A 17,742-nucleotide genomic window follows, 5' to 3' on the forward strand; every position below is an offset into this window, starting at 1 on the left:
CCGCCCGGATCAGGTCAGCGCCGCCGCGATGGCGTCGTCCACCCGTTCCAGCCAGACGAAGTTCAGCGCGTTGCGGGCGGCTTCCGGGATCTCCTCGTAGTCCCGGCGGTTGCGCGCCGGCAGCATGACTGTGGTGATCCCGGCGCGCTGGGCCGCCAGCACCTTCTCCTTGATGCCGCCGACCGGAAGCACGAGACCGCGCAGGCTGATCTCGCCGGTCATTGCCAAGTCGCTGCGGATCGTCCGGCCCGTCAGCAGCGAGACCAGCGCCATGAACATGGCGACGCCGGCGCTGGGGCCGTCCTTGGGGATGGCGCCTGCCGGCACGTGGACGTGGATGTCGAACTTGTCGAACTCCACCGGCTCCGCGCCGGGCACCTCCGGCCCGACCAGTTCCGGCCTCGATTTGACCAGGCTGAGCGCCGCCTGCGCGCTCTCCTTCATCACGTCGCCCAACTGGCCGGTCAGGATCAGCCGCCCGTTGCCCGGCGTCCGGGTCGCCTCGATGAACAGGATGTCGCCGCCGACCGGCGTCCAGGCGAGCCCGGTCGCCACGCCGGGGACGCTGGTCCGCATCGCGGTCTCGCTCTCGAAGCGGTGGGGACCCAGGATCTCCGGCAGATGACCCGGTTCGACGATGATGTTCGAGATCGTGCCCTCGGCGATCCGCATCGCGACGTTGCGGAAGACGCCGCCGATCAGCCGTTCCAGGTTCCGGTTGCCGGCCTCCCGCGTGTAGTAGCGGATGATCTCGCGGACCGCGTCGTCGGTGATGCCGGTCTGTTCCGCCGTCAGGCCATTGGCTTCGAGCTGGCGGCGGATCAGGTAGCGCTTGGCGATCTCGAGCTTCTCCTCCTCGGTGTAGCCGGGCAGGTCGATCACCTCCATGCGGTCGCGCAGGGGGCCGGGGATGTTCTCCAGCACGTTGGCGGTCGCGATGAACATGACGCGGCTGAGGTCGAACGGCACGCCCAGGTAGTTGTCCCGGAAGGTGCCGTTCTGCTCGGGGTCGAGCACCTCCAGCAATGCCGCCGAAGGGTCGCCGTGGAAGCCCTGGCCGAGCTTGTCCATCTCGTCCAGCATCATCACCGGGTTGCGGGTGCCGGCCTTGCGCAGCGATTGCACGATGGTGCCGGGCAGGGCGCCCACATAGGTCCGGCGGTGGCCGCGGATCTCCGCTTCGTCGTGCAGCCCGCCCAGGCTGACCCGGACGAAGGCGCGCTCGGTCGCCCGCGCGATGCTCTGGCCCAGCGAGGTCTTGCCGACGCCCGGCGGTCCGACGAAGCACAGGATCGGGCTGCGGCCTTCCGGGTTGAGCTTGCGCACCGCCAGGAACTCCAGGATGCGGCGCTTCACCTTCTCCAGGCCGTAATGGTCCTCGTCCAGGATGCGGCGCGCGGCGGCGATGTCGATCGAGGTCTCGCTCAGCTTCGACCAGGGCAGCTCGATCAGCCAGTCCAGGTACGTGCGGATCATGCCGTACTCGCCGGCGGCCTCGGGCATGCGCTCCAGACGGCGCAGCTCCTTGGTCGCCTGGGCCTCGACCTCGGGCGGCATCCCGGCCTTGGCGATGGCCTCGGTCAGTTCCTGGATCTCGACCTGCTTGGCGTCGGTCTCGCCCAGCTCCTTCTGGATCGTGCGGAGCTGTTCGCGCAGCAGATATTCGCGCTGGCGCTCGTCCATGGTCTCCTTGGTCTGCTCGCTGATCCGCCGGGACAGGCGCAGCACCTCGATGCGGTGGGCGAGAAGGTTGCCGACCTTCTCCAGCCGGCGGGCGAGGTCGAAGGTTTCCAGCACCTCCTGCTTCTCTTCCGGCTTCAGGTCCATGTAGCTGGCGACCATGTCGGCCAGCGCCGACGCGGTCGGGATGCTCTGGACGGCGGCCAGCAGTTCCTGGGGGGCCTGGGGCAGGAGCTGGACCGCCTCGACCGCCTGCTGACGCAGGTTGTAGAAGCGCGCCTGGATTTCGGTGTCCGTGGTCTCCTGCTCCGGCATCATCTGGACGCGGGCGACCAGGAACGGATAGCCGTCGAGATATTCCAGCACGCGGAACCGCTGCTGCCCCTGGGTCACCACATGGTGGGTGCCGTCCGGCGCGGTCAGGTAGCGCAGGATGCCGCCCACGGTGCCTACCCGGTGGAGGTCGAGGCCGGTCGGCTCGTCCACCGTCTCGTCGCGCTGGAGCACGATGCCCAGCGGCTTCTCCGAGCGCATCGCGTTCTGGGCCGCCTCGATCGAGCGCGGGCGGCCGACCGTGACGGGCAGGACGGCGCCGGGGAACAGGACGAGGTTGCGCACCGGGACGATCGCGATGGTGTCGTCCGGCAGGATCAGGCTGTTTTCCGGGGGGCTGGAGGAAGGGGTGGTGTCGTTCAGGGTGATGGTTGCCATGTCAGCTCCTCAGCCGGCCTTGTGCAGGGACAGCACCAGGCAGCCGTCGGCGAGTTCGCGCCGGCCCAGTTCGAGCGGGCCGGGCGGCAGTTCGATGTGCCTTTCGAACCGGCCGTGGGGGATTTCCATTCGGTGGATCAGGCCGGCGCGGTCGCCGACCGGCAGTGCCCGCTCGCCGACGACGATCAGCACGCCGCCGTCGATCACGACCTGGACCTGATCGGGCCGGACGCCGGGCAGGGCCACGACGACCAGGTATTCGTCGGCGGTCTCGATCAAATCGACCGGCGGCTGCCAGGTCGGACGGCGCGCGGCGCCGGGATTGCCGGGGGCGCCGGGCTGGAAGAACTGGCGGCGCATCCGCTCCGCCTTGTCCATCATGTCGAGAGCTTCCGCCCACATCCAGATACGGGGGTCACGCGAGGGCATCGAGCCTTTCCCTCCTGAAACGTTCGTCGCTACGTCAAGTGGGCATCCAACAGGCGATGTCGAGGGGACGGCACGGCGCCAGACCGGCGTATGGCGCATTCCATGGTTGACGGGAGGTCATCGGACGGATTGGTATGTCCACTTGAACTCCCGATCGGAGTCACTGGTGTCAAAACAAGAAAGCCGCGCCGAGGCGCGCGCGTGGAGGAACCGGAGTGAATAGCCTGCTGCTGAATCCCGAGACATGCCTGCCGGAAGACGGCTGCGCGGGAACCCTGGTCGGCCGGGTCCAGCTGGACGTCGGCCCGGCCGTGGTCGTGATCCGCGAGGACGGGGTCTATGACCTGACGGCCCTGGCCCCGACCATGAGCACCCTGCTGGACGCCGGCGATCCGGCGGCGCTGGTACGGGGGGCCGGGGACCTGCCGCGCATCGGCGACCTTGCCGCGATCCTGGCCAACAGCGCCCACGATGCCTGCGACCCGTCGAAGCCGTGGTTCCTGTGCCCGATCGACCTTCAGGCGGTGAAGGCGAGCGGCGTGACCTTCGTGGCGAGCCTGCTGGAACGGGTGATCGAGGAACAGGCCCGGGGCGACGCCGGCAAGGCCGAGGCGGTGCGCAAGACCATGATCGACGCGCTGGGCGCCGACCTGTCGGAGATCCAGCCCGGCTCCGACAGCGCCACGCGGCTGAAGGAACTGCTGATCGAGCGGGGCGTCTGGTCCCAGTACCTGGAAGTCGGCATCGGCCCCGACGCCGAGATCTTCACCAAGACTCAGCCCATGTCGTCGGTCGGCACCGGGGCTGAGATCGGCATCCTGGCGGCCTCCACCTGGAACAACCCGGAGCCGGAGATCGTGCTGGCGGTGTCGTCGGCCGGGAAGACGGTCGGCGCCACCCTGGGCAACGACGTGAACCTGCGCGACATGGAAGGCCGCAGCGCGCTGCTGCTGGGCAAGGCGAAGGACAACAACGCCTCCTGCGCGATCGGCCCGTTCATCCGCCTGTTCGACGGCACCTTCGGCATCGACGACGTGCGGCGCGCCGAGCTGGCGATGACGGTGGAAGGTCCCGAGGGCTACACGCTGACAGGCAGCAGCAACATGGCGAAGATCAGCCGCGACCCGCTGGACCTGGTCGGGCAGGCGATCGGGACGAACCACCAGTACCCGGACGGGCTGGTGCTGTTCCTGGGCACCATGTTCGCGCCGGTCGAAGACCGCGACGAACCCGGCGCCGGGTTCACCCACAAGGTCGGCGACGTGGTGCGGATCGCGACGCCGAAGCTGGGCGCCCTGGTCAACCGGGTGACCACGAGCGACAAGGCGCCGAAGTGGGAGTTCGGGGTGCGGGCGCTGGTCGCGAACCTGGCGCAGCGGGGGCTGGCGGACAGGATCTGACGGGGGCGGATGTCAACATTCGTCAGCATCCGGGGGGAGCGGGGAGGCGGCGGAGCGGAGCGAGGGGAAAGACGCGACGGCGGCTCGTCTCCCGCCCCCCCCCGGGGAATGTACGCGAATGTCATCAAACGACGCGGCGGGGCCGTGGTGTCGTTGCGGGCGCCGGCGCCGGACCCGGCGCGGCGGGGGTTGGCGGAGCGGGCCTGAACCGGGGTGGATGTCATCATTCATCTACATCCGTGGGGTGCTGGCTTGGCGCTTGCGGCCGGGTCCGCCGGTGCGGTTCCCCGGAGGCGCGGGCTTGATCCTGATATGAAGAGGCCGGGGAAATGTACGCGAATGTCAGCAAAGGACGCCGCGAGGCGCGTGCCTCCGGTTCGCCGCACCAGCCACAGGCGCTTCCGGCGCGGTCCGGCGATGCCGCCCGCGCCGGGGTCCGTATTCACGATGCAAAGATCCGGCGCGGGGGGCGCACCGAAGCATAGCGGGAACTGGTGAAGGAATGCTTTCCTGGAGCATGTCGCGGCAGGATGGTGCCGGCTTGAAGCCGTTGAGCGATCGGATAGCCGGCTATAGGATGGGGCGGAAGAGCTTCAGATGGCATGAATATTAGAGATATTCGATCTTTAGTCGTAATTTCGCTTACATGAAACGAGGTTTTAAATCATTCCTCCCGAGAAATCACATTTTTGTTGTGTTGTGGCGGAACGTTGTTGGGATCAAGTGTGTTAGACAATCGATTCTAATGCATGGTGCTTCGCCGTTCCCTCGGACGCGCGTGAGCAGCGGCTAGTCTGATCCGTTGTAGTCGATGAAAAGCCGGAACCCCCGATCATCGGCATGCGGCGGATGTCGAAGGATCCATGTAGGTCCACCCGTGTATCAAATCCACCCCAACACCCGGACCACGCCGGCCGTGCGTGCCGAAACCGCTCGTTTGACCGAGCCCTCGGGCGTGCTTGCCAAACGCTACGGCGTAGGTACCAAGACCATCCGCAAGTCGCGCAAGCGTGGCGCCGAGGATTGCCAGGACCGTTCCTCGCGTCCCACGCACCTGCGCTGGCGGGCCACCGACGAGGAGTGCGCTATCGTCTGCCATCTGCGCCGCATGACCGGCTTCGCGCTCGACGACCTGATCTTCACGCTGCGGCATTTCCTGCCCCACCTCAACCGCGACAGCATCTACGGCATCCTCAAAGCCGAAGGTCTGGGCCGACTGCCGGATCCATCCACCCCGAGGAAAGTTACCAAGTCGTTCAAGGAGTACGACTTGGGCTTCGTGCATATGGGGCCGTCAGGCGACGCGCAGCGGTAGATCAAACATCTGCCCAAGCTGCACGTGATCGGCCCCGGACCGCGCAAGCGCTACCTCTACGTCGCGATCGACCGTGCCTCACGCATGATTCACCTCGCCATCAAGGACGAGGAGACCGAAGCCTGCGCCACGGCCTTCCTGAGGGAAACGGTCGCCGCCTCCTCCTTCAAGGTGACCCATATACTGACCGATCGCGGCAGTTGCTTCACCGCTGACGGCTTCGAGGCGGCCTGCCGCAAACTGGGCATTGATCACCGCACATCCAGACCGCACACGCCCCAGACCAACGGCATGGTCGAGCGGTTCAATGGCCGCATCGGGCAGGAGGTGCCGGTCATGTGTACCGGCACCCACGACGCCCTCGATCGCCTGCTCCATGGCTACAACCTTGCCTACAACGCACGACGACAGCGCGTCCTCAACGGCCAGTCACCTAGCTCATGCGACCGCACTAGAACCAAAATTGCCGCCCAGCTGACCGTCTACAGCGCCAAGGACGTATCGCATCCGGACAACTAATTCATTCGATGCTAAATCGGTTTAGACAACTGGCCTGCATCTCGGATGCGTAAGGTGGCTCAAGATAAAACCCGCCGCGCCAGTTCGGCGGCCAGCGGATTTTCCGGCGCCGGAGTTTGCCCGCGTTTGCGTAGGTCAAGCTTTCCTACGCGCTGACGGCAGCCGTTGGTGAGGGCCGACGAATACAGCCCTTCCCGCCGCAGCAAGGCGCCGATGCCGCCGGGGATCGCCGCAACCTGATTGGCCACTTCGAGGACCCGCAATTTTCCCTTGCGCTGAACACACGCCGCATAGGCCGTGGCGTAATCTCCGGCGATAATGCTGTCGGGGCCGCCACCATCGTCGGCCTACGGCCTTCCTCGGTGGCGCCCCCGGTAACGTCCAGCGGAGTGGTGGAAATTGGCCCCTGAAGGGTTGAGGCGGCCCGGGTGGAGCTCGCAGAGCGGAACCCGGGCCGCCTCAACCCTCCGCCCCTGGGGCCGCAACGACGCGGAGGTGGTCATCACGCTCATCAGGTAAGGTCGAGTTGCGACACGAGACCAGACCCCGAGAGAGGCATGATGACCAAGGATACGATGACACTTCTGCTCGACCAGATCCAGGCCAGTACCGATGGCGACTTCCTGCGCGCCATCGCCGCTCACACGCTCCAGCGGCTGATGGAGTTCGAGGTCGACGGCCTGATCGGCGCCGGGCGCCATGAGCGCTCCGACGAGCGCACCACATACCGCAACGGCTATCGGGATCGTCAGCTGGAAACCCGGCTCGGCACGCTCGACCTGAAGATACCGAAGCTGCGCCAGGGAACCTACTTTCCGGCCTTCCTGGAGCCCCGCAAGACCGCCGAGAAGGCGCTGACGGCCGTGATCCAGGAAGCGTGGATCCAGGGCGTGTCCACCCGCAAGGTCGATGACCTGGTCCAGGCGCTGGGCATGACCGGCATCTCCAAGTCGCAGGTCTCGGCCCTGTGCCAGGACATCGACACCCGCGTGCTGTCCTTCCTCGAGCGGCCGCTGGATGGCGAGTGGCCCTATCTCTGGCTCGATGCGACCTACATCAAGGTCCGCCAGAATGGCCGCATCGTGTCGATCGCGGCAATAATCGCCACCGGCGTCAACCAGGACGGCCGCCGCGAAATCCTCGGGCTCGGCCTGGGCCAGTCGGAAGCCGCCACCTTCTGGATCGAGTTTCTGCGTGGTCTGGTCCGTCGCGGCCTGAAGGGCGTGAAGCTGGTGATCTCCGACGCCCACGAAGGTCTCAAGGCGGCCATCACCCAGGTCCTGAGCGCCACCTGGCAGAGGTGCCGGGTGCATTTCATGAGATCGCTATTGGCCCATGTGCCGAAAAGCCAGCAGTCGGTCGTCTCGGCCGCCGTCCGGCAGGTCTTCGTCCAGCCCGATCGCGAGACCGCCGGACAGGCCTGGCGCCACGTCGCCGATCAGCTCCGCCCGCGCTTTCGCAAGGTCGCCGCCCTGCTCGACGATGCCGAACACGACGTGCTCGCCTACATGGACTATCCTGAACCCCATCGTAGCAAGTTGCACTCGACCAATCCGATCGAGCGCTTGAACAAGGAAGTCAAGCGCCGGACCAATGTCGTCGGCATCTTCCCGAACGAGGCCAGCGTTCGCAGGCTTGTTGGTGCTGTACTTCTCGAGCAGAATGACGAGTGGCAACTACAACATCGTTACCTGACGCTTGAGACCATGACCGGCATGGCCGCCAGTGATGAAGCGGCCCTCGCCGCGCTGACAAAGACCTGACCTACGATGCTGATGGCCTCCTCCCAATTTACACCAGCTTGACGGACGCAATCGCGCCCCCCGGCATCAACAGGGATGCTGCTGGTTTCAGCGGCATGACCACAAATGCTTTCTCCTGTACCCGCAGAGGTAAGCTTTAGAGGACAATCAATCTCGCTCCCACTTGCATGTTGGGAGCCTTTTTCTATTCAGTGTTTCGGCTGAAGCAGATACATTCAGCGGGGCGAAAGCCGGCACACATATAATCTTCTGGGTATGGGGTAAGCTGGTTGGACTACAGTTCGAAATTCAGAGTGGCGGACCTCTTCGCTGGGGCCGGCGGATTTTCGCTCGGCGCGATCGAAGCTGGATGCGACGTGATCTTTGCCGTCGAGTTCAATCCCAGTGCCGCACTGACCTACAGGAACAACATCGGGAAGCCGGCCCGCGCCGAGAACGTGATGCTCTACAACGAGGACATCACCAAGCTCGATCCTAGCGTCATTGCAGCCAGGCACTTCCATGATCGCGCCGAATGCGACCTGCTGCTCGGCGGCCCGCCATGCCAAGGCTTCTCTCGCCATCGTATCAAGAATGCAGGCGTCGCGGATCCCCGCAACGCACTCATCCATGAATATTTCGGTTTCGTGCGGACGCTACGCCCGCGCGCCTTCCTCATGGAAAACGTACCGGGCATGCTTTGGCCGCACCATAAGGACTATGTCGACGAATTCTATGCGCAGGCCCATGCCAGCGGCTACATGATCTACGACCCGATCAAAATCGATGCACGCGACTATGGCGTGCCGCAAGCACGCCAGAGAGTATTTATTCTGGGCTTCGGCAGGACGTGGTGGTCGATGGATTCGTCTGGCCGCCCAAGCCGACGCATTGCGAACGGCGAGATCCGATGCCCCCTAACCTCAAGCCATGGAACGATTGCAGTCTTGCGTTCACTTCGGCCCCCGAAAGCGACCCAAACGATGTGCACATGCGACACGGCCAAGCGCTGACCGACGCATTCGCCACCACGCCGCATAACGGCGGCAGTAGACATGAATCCAACCGAATCCTCGACTGCCACAAGAATCACGACGGTCACGCGGACGTCTATGGACGGATCAATCCAGCTAACCCGGCGCCAACCATGACGACGGCGTGCATCAACCCGTCGAAAGGGCGCTTCGTGCATCCGACCCTCAATCACGGAATTACGGTACGACAATCGGCCCGAATTCAGACACTCCCGGACGACTTCGTGTTCGCTGGCGGACTGAGGGCGGCGGGTCAACAGATCGGCAATGCCGTGCCCGTGGCGCTGGCCAAGCTGCTGGTCGGCCACATCAAGGCGCTCCTCTCTTCAGCGGCCAACGCCGAAAGCCCGGCATCAAAGGCGAAGGCTGTGTGATGGAGACCGTCAGCTTCAAGACTCGGGCCAGAACTGTTGACCACTTGGGACGCGAGCAGATCGCGGACGTTCCCACTGCAATATCGGAGTTGTGGAAGAACTCCTACGACGCCTACGCTCGCAATGTGTCATTGACGATCTTCGACGAAGCTCCTCTGGCCGTCTCGATTACCGACGATGGTCACGGGATGAACTACGACGAACTCGTCGACAGATGGCTTGTCGTGGGCACGGAGTCCAAGCTCTTCGAGGACACCCGCACCCCAAGCGATATGGACGGTCTGCCGGCTCGCTCCCGTCAGGGGCAGAAGGGCATCGGCCGGCTTTCCTCCGCCCATTTGGGTCCGATCATGCTGCTCATCAGCAAAAGGCGAGGCCAGGAAACGGCTGCCGCGCTGATCGACTGGCGACTCTTCGAGAACCCATACCTTATCCTCTCAGACATCGAGATCCCCGTCGTTACGCTCCCGAACCCCAAAGCGATCGGCCAGCGTTTGCCCGAGATGATCTCGGCCCTGCTTCGGAACGTCCGAGGCGATGGCTCGGGCAGCGAACGGGACCGGCGCATAACGGCCGCTTGGAGCAGCTACGACCATGTCGCTGCAACAAACGCCACTGATCTGTTGTCGATCGCCCCGTCGCGGCTGATTATCGACGGATGCGGCGCTTTCCGCATACTCGATCACCACCTAGGTCTATGGCCAGTCTGGACTGCGGAACTCGACCACGGTACCGCCATGGTCGTATCCGGAGCCACGGACGAGTTCGCGGCATTCCTGCCCGCGAACAAGAATCTGACCGTCGCCCAAACCGACCGCGACAGGTTTGTGGCCACCCTCGGCGGATTCGTCGATCCGCTGTTCGATCCCACCCGTCCCGACCTCGAGGCGGTGAGGCCGGAATTCGACTATCGGGTGGATGTCCACACAAAGGGAGAGCGGGTTGGGATCATCGGATCGCGCGACGAGTTCAGCCGCACATTGACGGACCAAATGGAGCACATCGTCGATGGACGCATAGGCGAGGACGGGGTGTTCCGCGGCCAGATCAAATCGTTCGGCAAGTGGCGCAAGACGGGCGGCGACTACGTCATCCTGCCCCGAAGGAACTGCCGATGCCCGTCGGCACGATATCCAGGCTTGGTCCGATGGACATCTACATCGCGACGTTCGAGCGGGATCCGAGGAGCTCCACCCATACGCCGCGCGACATCGAGCGCATGAACGAGCTGACGGAGAACCACGCGGGTTTGATGATCTACCGCGATTCCTTGAGAGTTCTTCCGTATGGCCGTGAGGACAACGACTTCTTCGAGATCGAGAAGCGCCGGAGCTTGAATGCGGGCCGTGAATACTGGAGCGCTCGGCGTATTTTTGGTCGTATCGCGATAACCGGGACGGGCAATCCAAATCTGAAGGACAAGGCCGGCCGCGAAGGCTTCATTGTAAACAAGGCGGCCAAGACCTTCAAGGCCGTGGTGGTCAACATCCTCAAATCGACCGCCTATGACTATTTCGGTTCGAACGCCGATGACCGGAAACTGGAGACCACGGTCAACGAGGAGAACTATCGCGCGCATCGGGCAAAGGAGCATCAGGAAAAACTGAAAAGAAAGTTGCGATCGACCTTCAGGAAGAGCCTGCGCGCCAGCTTGGCTTCGATCCCACGATCTCCGAACGCATTCGCAGTGACATTGGATCAATCAGGATTGAAACCGTCGATGACATATCCGCGGCTCAAGAGGTGCTTGAGAACGCTCAAATCCAAATAGCCGAACTGCGCCTCCCAGGAGCGCCTTCACCGTTAGGGCCCTTGGAAGAAGAATACCGGCGATACCGCGGCTCGATGAACGAACTTGGTCAGTTCGTCAGTGGGTTCTCGGAAAAAGTTTCAGCCGCCGTCGAGCGGATAGCCCCACCGCTGCCGCAGGAAGTGTTGCTCAAGCAAATTCAACGTAACGAATCGCAGTTGGCCTCCCGCGTGACAAGGTGGTGTCGCGAGATTCAAGCGCTTCAGGACGATGAACGCGAGCGGATAAACTCGCTCACGGGTGAGCGAAATAAGCTTCTGCGACTGGAGACGGCAACCTTGCTGGAGCAATTGGCGAATCAGGAGATCTCATTGTCAGCCGCATCCAAGTCCGTGTCGGACTCCAAGGCGCGGATCGATGCGGACAACGAGCTGCTGTTCAGGAACTACATCTTCGCGCTCGAGAACCTGCGGGAAAGCATCGACCTGCAGGCGGTCGCCATTCTCGGCGGCGAGGAGAGTTCGGAACTGAGGACGCAGGTCGACCGACTCAACGGTTTGGCACAGTTGGGCATCACCGTGGAGTTCCTGGATCATGAGTTCAGAGGCTACGACTCCACCATGTCCTACGCCCTGCAGCGTCTGGCGACGGATCCAAACGATAAGTTTGCGTTGGACCGGGCTACGACAGCCTATGCAGGTCTGAAGCAGATCATAGATTTCCTCGGTCCGCTGAGAATGGCGGGCCGCATAGAGCCACGAAATATTTCCGGTCGGCACATATTCGAATACGTCGCCGATTTCTTCTCGAGAGCTATCCAAGAGAACCAAATCGCGTTCGATGCCAGTGAAGCTTTCCTTAAATTCACGGTGCTGGAACTGCCCTCGCGCTTGCTGCCAGTTTTCATCAACTTGGTGAACAACAGCATCTACTGGTTGATCAATGCACGCGTGGACGAGCCACGCATTCAATTTGATGTCCGGGGCGACAGCATCGTCGTAGCCGACAACGGGCCGGGCATCGACAGCATCGATATAAAGCGACTGTTTACCTTGTTCTTCACGCGTAAGATCGATGGAGGACGCGGTGTCGGCCTCTATCTCTGCCAAGCCAATCTGGCCGCAGGTGGCCACCAGATCCGCTACATCCAGAGTCAGGACGAATGGGTGCTGCCGGGAGCCAATTTCGCAATCAAATTTCGGGGCGCGAATTTCAATGTCTGAAGCAGCGGCAGCTACGGTGCCGGAAGCCAATTTGTCCACTTTGGTTCAAGAAACGTTCATCGATCCGATCAGATCGGTGCTCATCATCGACGACCGCTATCCTACCTGGGAGAAAATCTTCGGGGAGTCGGGTTATGACCCGACCAATAACAAGTGGGCCGACCGCGAGAAAATGCTTCAAGTCGTGAGCCAGTTCCGGGCGAAGTCTCCGGCGCTGACCGTGGACATCCACGACGGCACGGACAATGCCCAGATCAGCAGCTACCTGCATCAGTCAGACCTGCTCGTTCTCGACTACCACTTGGAGTCGTCTGCTCCGTACGGAGTTTTGGCCGCCGATATTCTGCGGCGCCTGATGAACAGCACCCACTTCAATTTGGTGGTCGTGCACACCGAGATCGACGACTTGATCGAGCCGTTCAACAACATCCTCCTCTCGCTGTTGCCCCCATCGCGAACCAATCAGATAAGGTCGCGCGCGGCCAAATAATTATCGAGAAGGCCGAGGACGAGGTCGCGGAGAATATTCAGACGCGGCTCGCGTCCTCCCTGAAAGCTGCCGGCTATCTGGCGTACCGTCGAGCCCTCGACAAGGGTGGCAAAATTAATAAATTCATAGATGAGGCTCCCGAAGCCGCCGACTTCCGGGAGATCTGCGAGGAGGCAAAATGGAAGCCCGGCGAATGCCGCTTGATGTGGTGCTGGACATTGGCGAAGCATGAAGGGCGGATGACCGGGACGGCCCAGGAGACATTAGGTTTCAAATGGAAGAGCCCGGACGAGACCCAGCGGCCGTGGATACGAGCCAGCGGCTGTTTCGTCGCCTTCGCCCGGAAGCAAAACACCGATCTGCTTGAGACCCTGCGCTGCGCTCTCCATTCCCGCACGTTGGAACGTCTGAAGACGAAGGCCTGTTGAATTCAAAGCCACGTGTTGGTGCCCGGAACCTGCTGGCCCTGGCGCGTTGGCTTGACAGAGATCATCATGCAGAACGCTGCGAACCCTGCCCTGGTGTGGCGTCGGCTGCCGGTCATCCGGCGGCGGCGGATCGCTGTGCTGATCGGACAGATGGCCCGGCGCCAGCTGGGGGAACGGCCCGAAGCGCCAGGGAGGCCGGGCCATGAGCCTTGCGATCCCGCTGTCGGACAAGGTCACCGGTCGTCACCGTGACCGGACGGCGGTTGTCTATCTTCGACAATCGACGCCGCAACAGGTTGGCCGACATCCGGAATCGACCCGCCTGCAGTACGGGCTGGTCGATCGCGCCCTTCAACTCGGCTGGGCGCGCGAGCGCATCATGGTCATCGACGAGGATCTCGGCCGCTCAGGCGGCTCAGCGGACCGGCCCGGGTTTCAGCGCCTGGTCGCCGAGGTCAGTCTCGACGGGTTGGCCTGGTGCTCGGCATCGAGATGTCCCGGCTGGCCCGCTCCTGCCGTGACTGGCACCAGCTGCTCGAAATCTGCGCCTTGGCGGGAACCTTGATCGCCGACACCGATGGCGTTTGCGACCCAGAAACTATAACGACCGGCTTCTGCTCGGGCTCAAAGGCACCATGAGCGAGGCCGAGCTGCACCTTCTGAAGAATCGGATGGACGAGGGCAAGCGGGCCAAGGCCCGGCGCGGCGAGCTGTTCCGCACCCTGCCGTGCGGCTATGTCCGCCGCCCATCGGGCGAGATCGCTCTGGATCCGGATGAGCAGGTCCAGGCCACCGTCCGCCTGGTCTTCGACCTGTTCGAACGTCACCGCAGTGTCAATGGCGTGCTGGCCTGGTGCGTCGCCCATGATGTCCGGCTGCCCTGCCGGATCCCCTCCGGCCCGGCTAGGGGCGAGCTGGAGTGGCATCGGCCCAACCGGTCCTGGTTGGGACGTATGCTGCGCAACCCAACCTATACCGGGGCATACACGTATGGACGACGGCGCGCCGCGGCGCCGCTGGATGAGTCCGCAGATAGCGATGGGTGGGAAGTGCTGCTTCGGGATCGTTGGCCATCCTATATCACGTGGGAGACCTACGAGAGGAATTGTGCGCAGGTGGCGGCGAACCGATCTCAGGGCCTAGGGGTGCCACGTGGCGGGTCAGCCTTGCTTTCCGGCCTGATCGAGTGCGGCCGGTGCGGCCAGCGCATGCTGACCCACTATATCGCCCAGGGTCCTCACATGCGCTACGAGTGCAGCCGCGGCTACCTGAACTACGGCCAGGCGCATTGCCAGTCGCTGAGTGGGCGTGCCCTGGATGCCCTGGTCAGTCGCCTGATCCTTGAGGCGCTGGAGCCCGCCACCGTCGAGGTCAGCGTGCAGCTGGCTGAGGATATCGAGCTGGAGCGGATCACGCTGCACCGGCAATGGCACCAGCGTCTGGAACGCAGCCGCTACGAGGTTGACCGGGCCCGCCGGCAATACGATCAGGTCGAGCCGGAGAACCGTCTGGTGGCGCGCACCCTGGAGCGGCAGTGGGAGGAGGCGCTGGCCAGTCAGGTACGTGTCCAGGACGACTACAGCCGTTTCCTCGAGGAACAGCCGCTCCCCCTGACACCGCTGGACTGTGCGCGGATCCGCCAGTTGGCCGAGGACGTTCCGGCACTGTGGCAGGCAGATACGACCACCCCGGCCGACCGGCAGGCCATCGCCCAACTTCTGCTCGACCGTGTAGTGGTCACAGTCGAGGGCGACAGCGAAAGGGTGTCCGTAACCTGCCACTGGGCCGGCGGAACCTGTACCGGACATGAACTGCAGCGGCCAGTCCGGCGGCTCGAGCAGCTCAGCTACTTCGAAACCTTGAAGGAGCGCCTTGGTACTCTCGACAATGCCGGCCTGACGGCGGCCGAGATCGCGGCGCGCCTGAATGCCGAAGGCTGGCGCCCGGCCAAGCGCAGCGAGACCTTCAACGCCATGATGGTGAACGAGCTTCTCCATCGGGTCGGCGTGCCCCGGCAGGCGCGCCGCTCTCCCGCACTCCGGGTGACCCGCCAGGATCCTGCGGAATTGACTTTCCAGGAGTTGGCTCAGGTCCTGGAGATGCCGATCCAGACCTTGTACTGCTGGCTGCGCCAAGGTCTGCTGACGGGTCGCCTGGCGACGGTCGGCCGGCAGCATCTGTGGCTCATCAAGGCCGACGAAGCCGAGATCGAGCGATTGCGTCAGGTCCGCCTCATTACGTGAAAGCCAGGACGGCAATCCTACCACTCCATAGAAGAGGCTTGAGACGCATTATGGTGCAGCAATCTCGAGGACTGGAAGCCGTCTCCATCGCGAATGATCTCCTCGCGCATCAGGGCGGAAATCAGTGCGCTGGGCGTGATGGCGGAAGATTCGACCTTCAGCGATCGACACGCCTACTGGAAATACTACCAGGAACTTCTGGCGGCTGATATTTCCGGCGACACCGGCGACAGCCATCGCAGGACGTTGATCGAGGCTCACGCGGCCCGCCACACCGAACGCCTGCTGGACAAGGTTGGAGCCAAGGCCGTCGATTTCGGACTCAAGCTCGTCAAATGCGATCCAAGTTCCTTGAACCCGAGCGCCGAAGGCTTTGCTTCCCACTACGAGGTCGGTGCTCCGGCCGAGGGCGAACCGGACGTCGCGCTTAGAGCGTCTAACAAAACCTTGATGAGAGGCTGGCGCCGCCTATCTGAAGGGCATGGCGAAACCCCTTGTCAGCGATGAGCTGTGGGCGGTCGTGGCGCCGCTGTTGCCGTCCCGTCCGCCCCGTCCGAAAGGTGGTCGGCCGCCGGTCGATGACCGGGCGGCGCTGACCGGCATCCTGTTCGTGTTGAAAAGTGGCATTCCGTGGGAGATGCTGCCGCAAGAGATGGGCTGTGGCTCGGGCATGACCTGCTGGCGGCGGTTGCGCGACTGGCAGTCCGCGGGGGTCTGGGAGACGTTGCACCACGTTCTTCTGGACCGGCTGGGCAAGGCCAACGCGATCGACTGGAGCCGGGCGGCGCTGGACAGCGCCAGCGTCCCGGCAAAAAGGGGGCCGGGAGACCGGGCCGAACCCGACCGACCGCGGCAAGCCGGGCTCCAAGCGCCACGTCGTCATCGACGCCAATGGCATCCCGTTGGCCGTGACCCTGTCGGCCGCCAACGTCCACGACAGCCGCATGCTGGAGGCCACGGTGGACGCCATCCCGGCCATTCGCCAGTGCGCCGGACGGCCCCGCCGCCGTCCCGCCAAGCTCCACGCCGACAAGGGTTATGATTTCTCCCGCTGCCGCCGCGCCTTGCGCCGGCGCGCCATCATTCCCCGCATCGCGCGCCGCGGCATCGAAAACAGCGAACGGCTCGGCCGGCACCGCTGGAAGGTCGAACGCACCTTGGCATGGTTCGCCCGATTCCGGCGGATCTCCGTGCGCTACGAACGCCGGATCGATATCTTTGCCGCCTTCAATCACCTCGCCGCAGCCCTCATCACCTTCCGCTTCGTCGAACGATGGTTATGTTAGGCACTCTTAATCACTACAATGCTTATATTTCCACTAAGCCCGTATCGGGGTGGCACCTTCATCCGGGCCATATTCTTCAGTTGGAAAACGAGCTTTGGGTCTGCGTCTCGCCCGCATGCGACTTGGTGCCAAAGCAGAAGAACCAAATCGGCATCATTGGATCCTCACGGTCGTCGACGAAACCGTTCCTCGTGGTGAAACTCCATGCCCGCCCCGCCGTTGAGCGTGCTGACGTAAATTCGAACACGATGGTCTTCCTGCTCAACGAGAAGGATCACCAGGTAACGACCTACAGCGTTTTCCCAAAAAAGGGCGAGCATGGATCGCCCATCTGGCGGATGATGTTCGCGCACAACCACGGTCAATTCAAGATAGAGGCAGACAAGACCGCCGATATGGGCCTTCAAATAGTGAGCGGTGAGTCTGGGGCGCTTGAAATCAAATCAGTAGAAGCTCGCATCGTTGCTCAGCTCCGTTATGAATACGCATTGAATCTAGTCAACAAACTGGGCGTAGAATTCACCAGAATCGGTCTCGACTTCGTCGCGCCGCCAGCCGCCGAGGAAAAGAATGATGGAACAAAAACCTGAGGGGAGCGGACAAATACAGCCGGTGTCGGCTCTTTCAAGCACTGAAGTCTCCGCGGAGCGAAGCCGAAACATGCGGGCGGTCCGCAGCGGAGACACGAAGCCTGAGATAGCTGTTCGGAAACTGCTCCATCGTCTCGGCTACCGGTTTCGGCTGCGGCGGGCGGATCTCCCGGGCAAGCCCGACATCGTGCTGCCTCGCTACAAATTGGTCGTCTTCGTGCACGGATACTTCTGGCATCGGCACGACTGCAAGCGGGCGACCATTCCAAAGACGCGAACCGACTTCTGGGAGACAAAACTTTCGGCGAATGCAGCACGCGACGCGCGAGTGCTGAAATTGCTGCAGGAACTCGGATGGCGAAGCGTGGTAATTTGGGAATGCGAGACTCGTGACCATGATCTCATTGCTGGACGTATCGCCGATGCGATTACGTCCGCAATATCTTAAATTTACGCGAAGCGGACATTCGGTTTGAGAAGGTCCCTGTTTGCCTGGACAGTTAGCTAAGCTTGGTTTGCCCATGATAA

Annotated in this window: 17 protein-coding genes and 1 pseudogene; 15 read left to right on the forward strand and 3 right to left on the reverse strand. The window is 63.1% G+C overall.

The window, feature by feature from the left end; translation table 11 throughout:
- Positions 1–9 precede the first annotated feature (9 nt).
- Positions 10–2,391, reverse strand: a complete 2,382-nt coding sequence (gene lon, locus DPR14_RS05395) for an endopeptidase La (RefSeq protein WP_158044244.1) — start codon at positions 2,389–2,391, stop codon at positions 10–12.
- Positions 2,392–2,400: 9 nt separating this feature from the next.
- Positions 2,401–2,820, reverse strand: coding sequence for an Hsp20/alpha crystallin family protein (locus DPR14_RS05400; protein ID WP_158044245.1), 420 nt, complete (start codon positions 2,818–2,820; stop codon positions 2,401–2,403).
- A gap of 215 nt (positions 2,821–3,035) precedes the next feature.
- On the opposite strand from DPR14_RS05400, the gene DPR14_RS05405 reads away from it, so the two are divergent.
- Both DPR14_RS05405 and DPR14_RS05410 read left to right on the forward strand, forming a co-directional pair.
- Entirely contained in the window at positions 3,036–4,220 is a 1,185-nt protein-coding gene (locus DPR14_RS05405; RefSeq protein WP_343038706.1) for a fumarylacetoacetate hydrolase family protein, read from the forward strand.
- Positions 4,221–5,097: 877 nt separating this feature from the next.
- A pseudogene (locus tag DPR14_RS05410) lies at positions 5,098–6,054 on the forward strand (DDE-type integrase/transposase/recombinase).
- Positions 6,055–6,113: 59 nt separating this feature from the next.
- On the opposite strand, the gene DPR14_RS05415 reads toward DPR14_RS05410, so the two are convergent.
- Positions 6,114–6,317 carry a hypothetical protein gene (locus tag DPR14_RS05415; RefSeq protein ID WP_158044246.1) on the reverse strand — a complete coding sequence of 68 codons (204 nt, stop codon included), beginning with the start codon at positions 6,315–6,317 and terminating at the stop codon, positions 6,114–6,116.
- A 297-nt stretch (positions 6,318–6,614) separates the two neighbouring features.
- On the opposite strand from DPR14_RS05415, the gene DPR14_RS05420 reads away from it, so the two are divergent.
- From DPR14_RS05420 to DPR14_RS05470, 13 genes are all read left to right on the forward strand, one after another.
- Positions 6,615–7,817 (forward strand): IS256 family transposase, encoded by a 1,203-nt coding sequence (locus DPR14_RS05420; RefSeq protein WP_158047998.1) that lies wholly within the window; start codon positions 6,615–6,617, stop codon positions 7,815–7,817.
- Positions 7,818–8,110: 293 nt separating this feature from the next.
- Complete coding sequence (locus DPR14_RS27725) at positions 8,111–8,809, forward strand: DNA cytosine methyltransferase (RefSeq protein ID WP_211103928.1); 699 nt, start codon at positions 8,111–8,113, stop codon at positions 8,807–8,809.
- Positions 8,788–9,204: a DNA cytosine methyltransferase gene (locus DPR14_RS27730; protein ID WP_211103929.1), complete on the forward strand. Its 417-nt coding sequence runs from the start codon at positions 8,788–8,790 to the stop codon at positions 9,202–9,204. The genes DPR14_RS27725 and DPR14_RS27730 overlap by 22 nt, the downstream gene beginning before the upstream one ends.
- Positions 9,204–10,427: an ATP-binding protein gene (locus tag DPR14_RS05430; RefSeq protein ID WP_158044247.1), complete on the forward strand. Its 1,224-nt coding sequence runs from the start codon at positions 9,204–9,206 to the stop codon at positions 10,425–10,427. The genes DPR14_RS27730 and DPR14_RS05430 overlap by 1 nt, the downstream gene beginning before the upstream one ends.
- Positions 10,352–10,975 carry a hypothetical protein gene (locus DPR14_RS05435; protein WP_158044248.1) on the forward strand — a complete coding sequence of 208 codons (624 nt, stop codon included), beginning with the start codon at positions 10,352–10,354 and terminating at the stop codon, positions 10,973–10,975. The genes DPR14_RS05430 and DPR14_RS05435 overlap by 76 nt, the downstream gene beginning before the upstream one ends.
- 41 nt (positions 10,976–11,016) lie before the next feature.
- Positions 11,017–12,177: an ATP-binding protein gene (locus tag DPR14_RS05440; protein ID WP_158044249.1), complete on the forward strand. Its 1,161-nt coding sequence runs from the start codon at positions 11,017–11,019 to the stop codon at positions 12,175–12,177.
- On the forward strand, positions 12,170–12,667 hold the full coding sequence (locus DPR14_RS05445) for a response regulator receiver domain (RefSeq protein WP_158044250.1): 498 nt from the start codon (positions 12,170–12,172) through the stop codon (positions 12,665–12,667). Before DPR14_RS05440 ends, DPR14_RS05445 begins: the two co-directional genes overlap by 8 nt.
- A gap of 630 nt (positions 12,668–13,297) precedes the next feature.
- Positions 13,298–13,660, forward strand: coding sequence for a recombinase family protein (locus DPR14_RS27735; protein ID WP_211103930.1), 363 nt, complete (start codon positions 13,298–13,300; stop codon positions 13,658–13,660).
- Between the two features lie 19 nt (positions 13,661–13,679).
- Entirely contained in the window at positions 13,680–15,338 is a 1,659-nt protein-coding gene (locus DPR14_RS05450) for a recombinase family protein (protein ID WP_211103931.1), read from the forward strand.
- A gap of 93 nt (positions 15,339–15,431) precedes the next feature.
- Positions 15,432–15,845, forward strand: coding sequence for a hypothetical protein (locus tag DPR14_RS05455; RefSeq protein WP_158044251.1), 414 nt, complete (start codon positions 15,432–15,434; stop codon positions 15,843–15,845).
- Positions 15,820–16,624, forward strand: a protein-coding gene (locus DPR14_RS05460) for an IS5 family transposase (protein ID WP_158044252.1) whose coding sequence is annotated in 2 segments (ribosomal slippage) — positions 15,820–16,151 and positions 16,150–16,624 — 807 coding nt in all. Because the reading frame shifts where the segments join, the coding sequence is not laid out codon by codon here. Before DPR14_RS05455 ends, DPR14_RS05460 begins: the two co-directional genes overlap by 26 nt.
- A gap of 125 nt (positions 16,625–16,749) precedes the next feature.
- Entirely contained in the window at positions 16,750–17,214 is a 465-nt protein-coding gene (locus DPR14_RS05465) for a hypothetical protein (RefSeq protein WP_158044253.1), read from the forward strand.
- Entirely contained in the window at positions 17,195–17,662 is a 468-nt protein-coding gene (locus tag DPR14_RS05470) for a very short patch repair endonuclease (RefSeq protein WP_246148887.1), read from the forward strand. Before DPR14_RS05465 ends, DPR14_RS05470 begins: the two co-directional genes overlap by 20 nt.
- Positions 17,663–17,742 lie beyond the last annotated feature (80 nt).

Origin of the sequence: Skermanella pratensis (assembly GCF_008843145.1) — a bacterium.
Taxonomy (GTDB): domain Bacteria; phylum Pseudomonadota; class Alphaproteobacteria; order Azospirillales; family Azospirillaceae; genus Skermanella; species Skermanella pratensis.

What these genes read in the sequence shown, in the direction of transcription:
- lon (WP_158044244.1), bottom strand. Translation starts at nt 2,391, where the DNA reads ATGGCAACCATCACCCTGAACGACACCACCCCTTCCTCCAGCCCCCCG.
- DPR14_RS05400 (WP_158044245.1), bottom strand. Translation starts at nt 2,820, where the DNA reads ATGCCCTCGCGTGACCCCCGTATCTGGATGTGGGCGGAAGCTCTCGAC.
- DPR14_RS05420 (WP_158047998.1), top strand. Translation starts at nt 6,615, where the DNA reads ATGACCAAGGATACGATGACACTTCTGCTCGACCAGATCCAGGCCAGT.
- DPR14_RS27730 (WP_211103929.1), top strand. Translation starts at nt 8,788, where the DNA reads ATGCGACACGGCCAAGCGCTGACCGACGCATTCGCCACCACGCCGCAT.
- DPR14_RS05430 (WP_158044247.1), top strand. Translation starts at nt 9,204, where the DNA reads ATGGAGACCGTCAGCTTCAAGACTCGGGCCAGAACTGTTGACCACTTG.
- DPR14_RS05435 (WP_158044248.1), top strand. Translation starts at nt 10,352, where the DNA reads ATGGACATCTACATCGCGACGTTCGAGCGGGATCCGAGGAGCTCCACC.
- DPR14_RS05445 (WP_158044250.1), top strand. Translation starts at nt 12,170, where the DNA reads ATGTCTGAAGCAGCGGCAGCTACGGTGCCGGAAGCCAATTTGTCCACT.
- DPR14_RS27735 (WP_211103930.1), top strand. Translation starts at nt 13,298, where the DNA reads ATGAGCCTTGCGATCCCGCTGTCGGACAAGGTCACCGGTCGTCACCGT.
- DPR14_RS05455 (WP_158044251.1), top strand. Translation starts at nt 15,432, where the DNA reads ATGATCTCCTCGCGCATCAGGGCGGAAATCAGTGCGCTGGGCGTGATG.
- DPR14_RS05470 (WP_246148887.1), top strand. Translation starts at nt 17,195, where the DNA reads ATGATGGAACAAAAACCTGAGGGGAGCGGACAAATACAGCCGGTGTCG.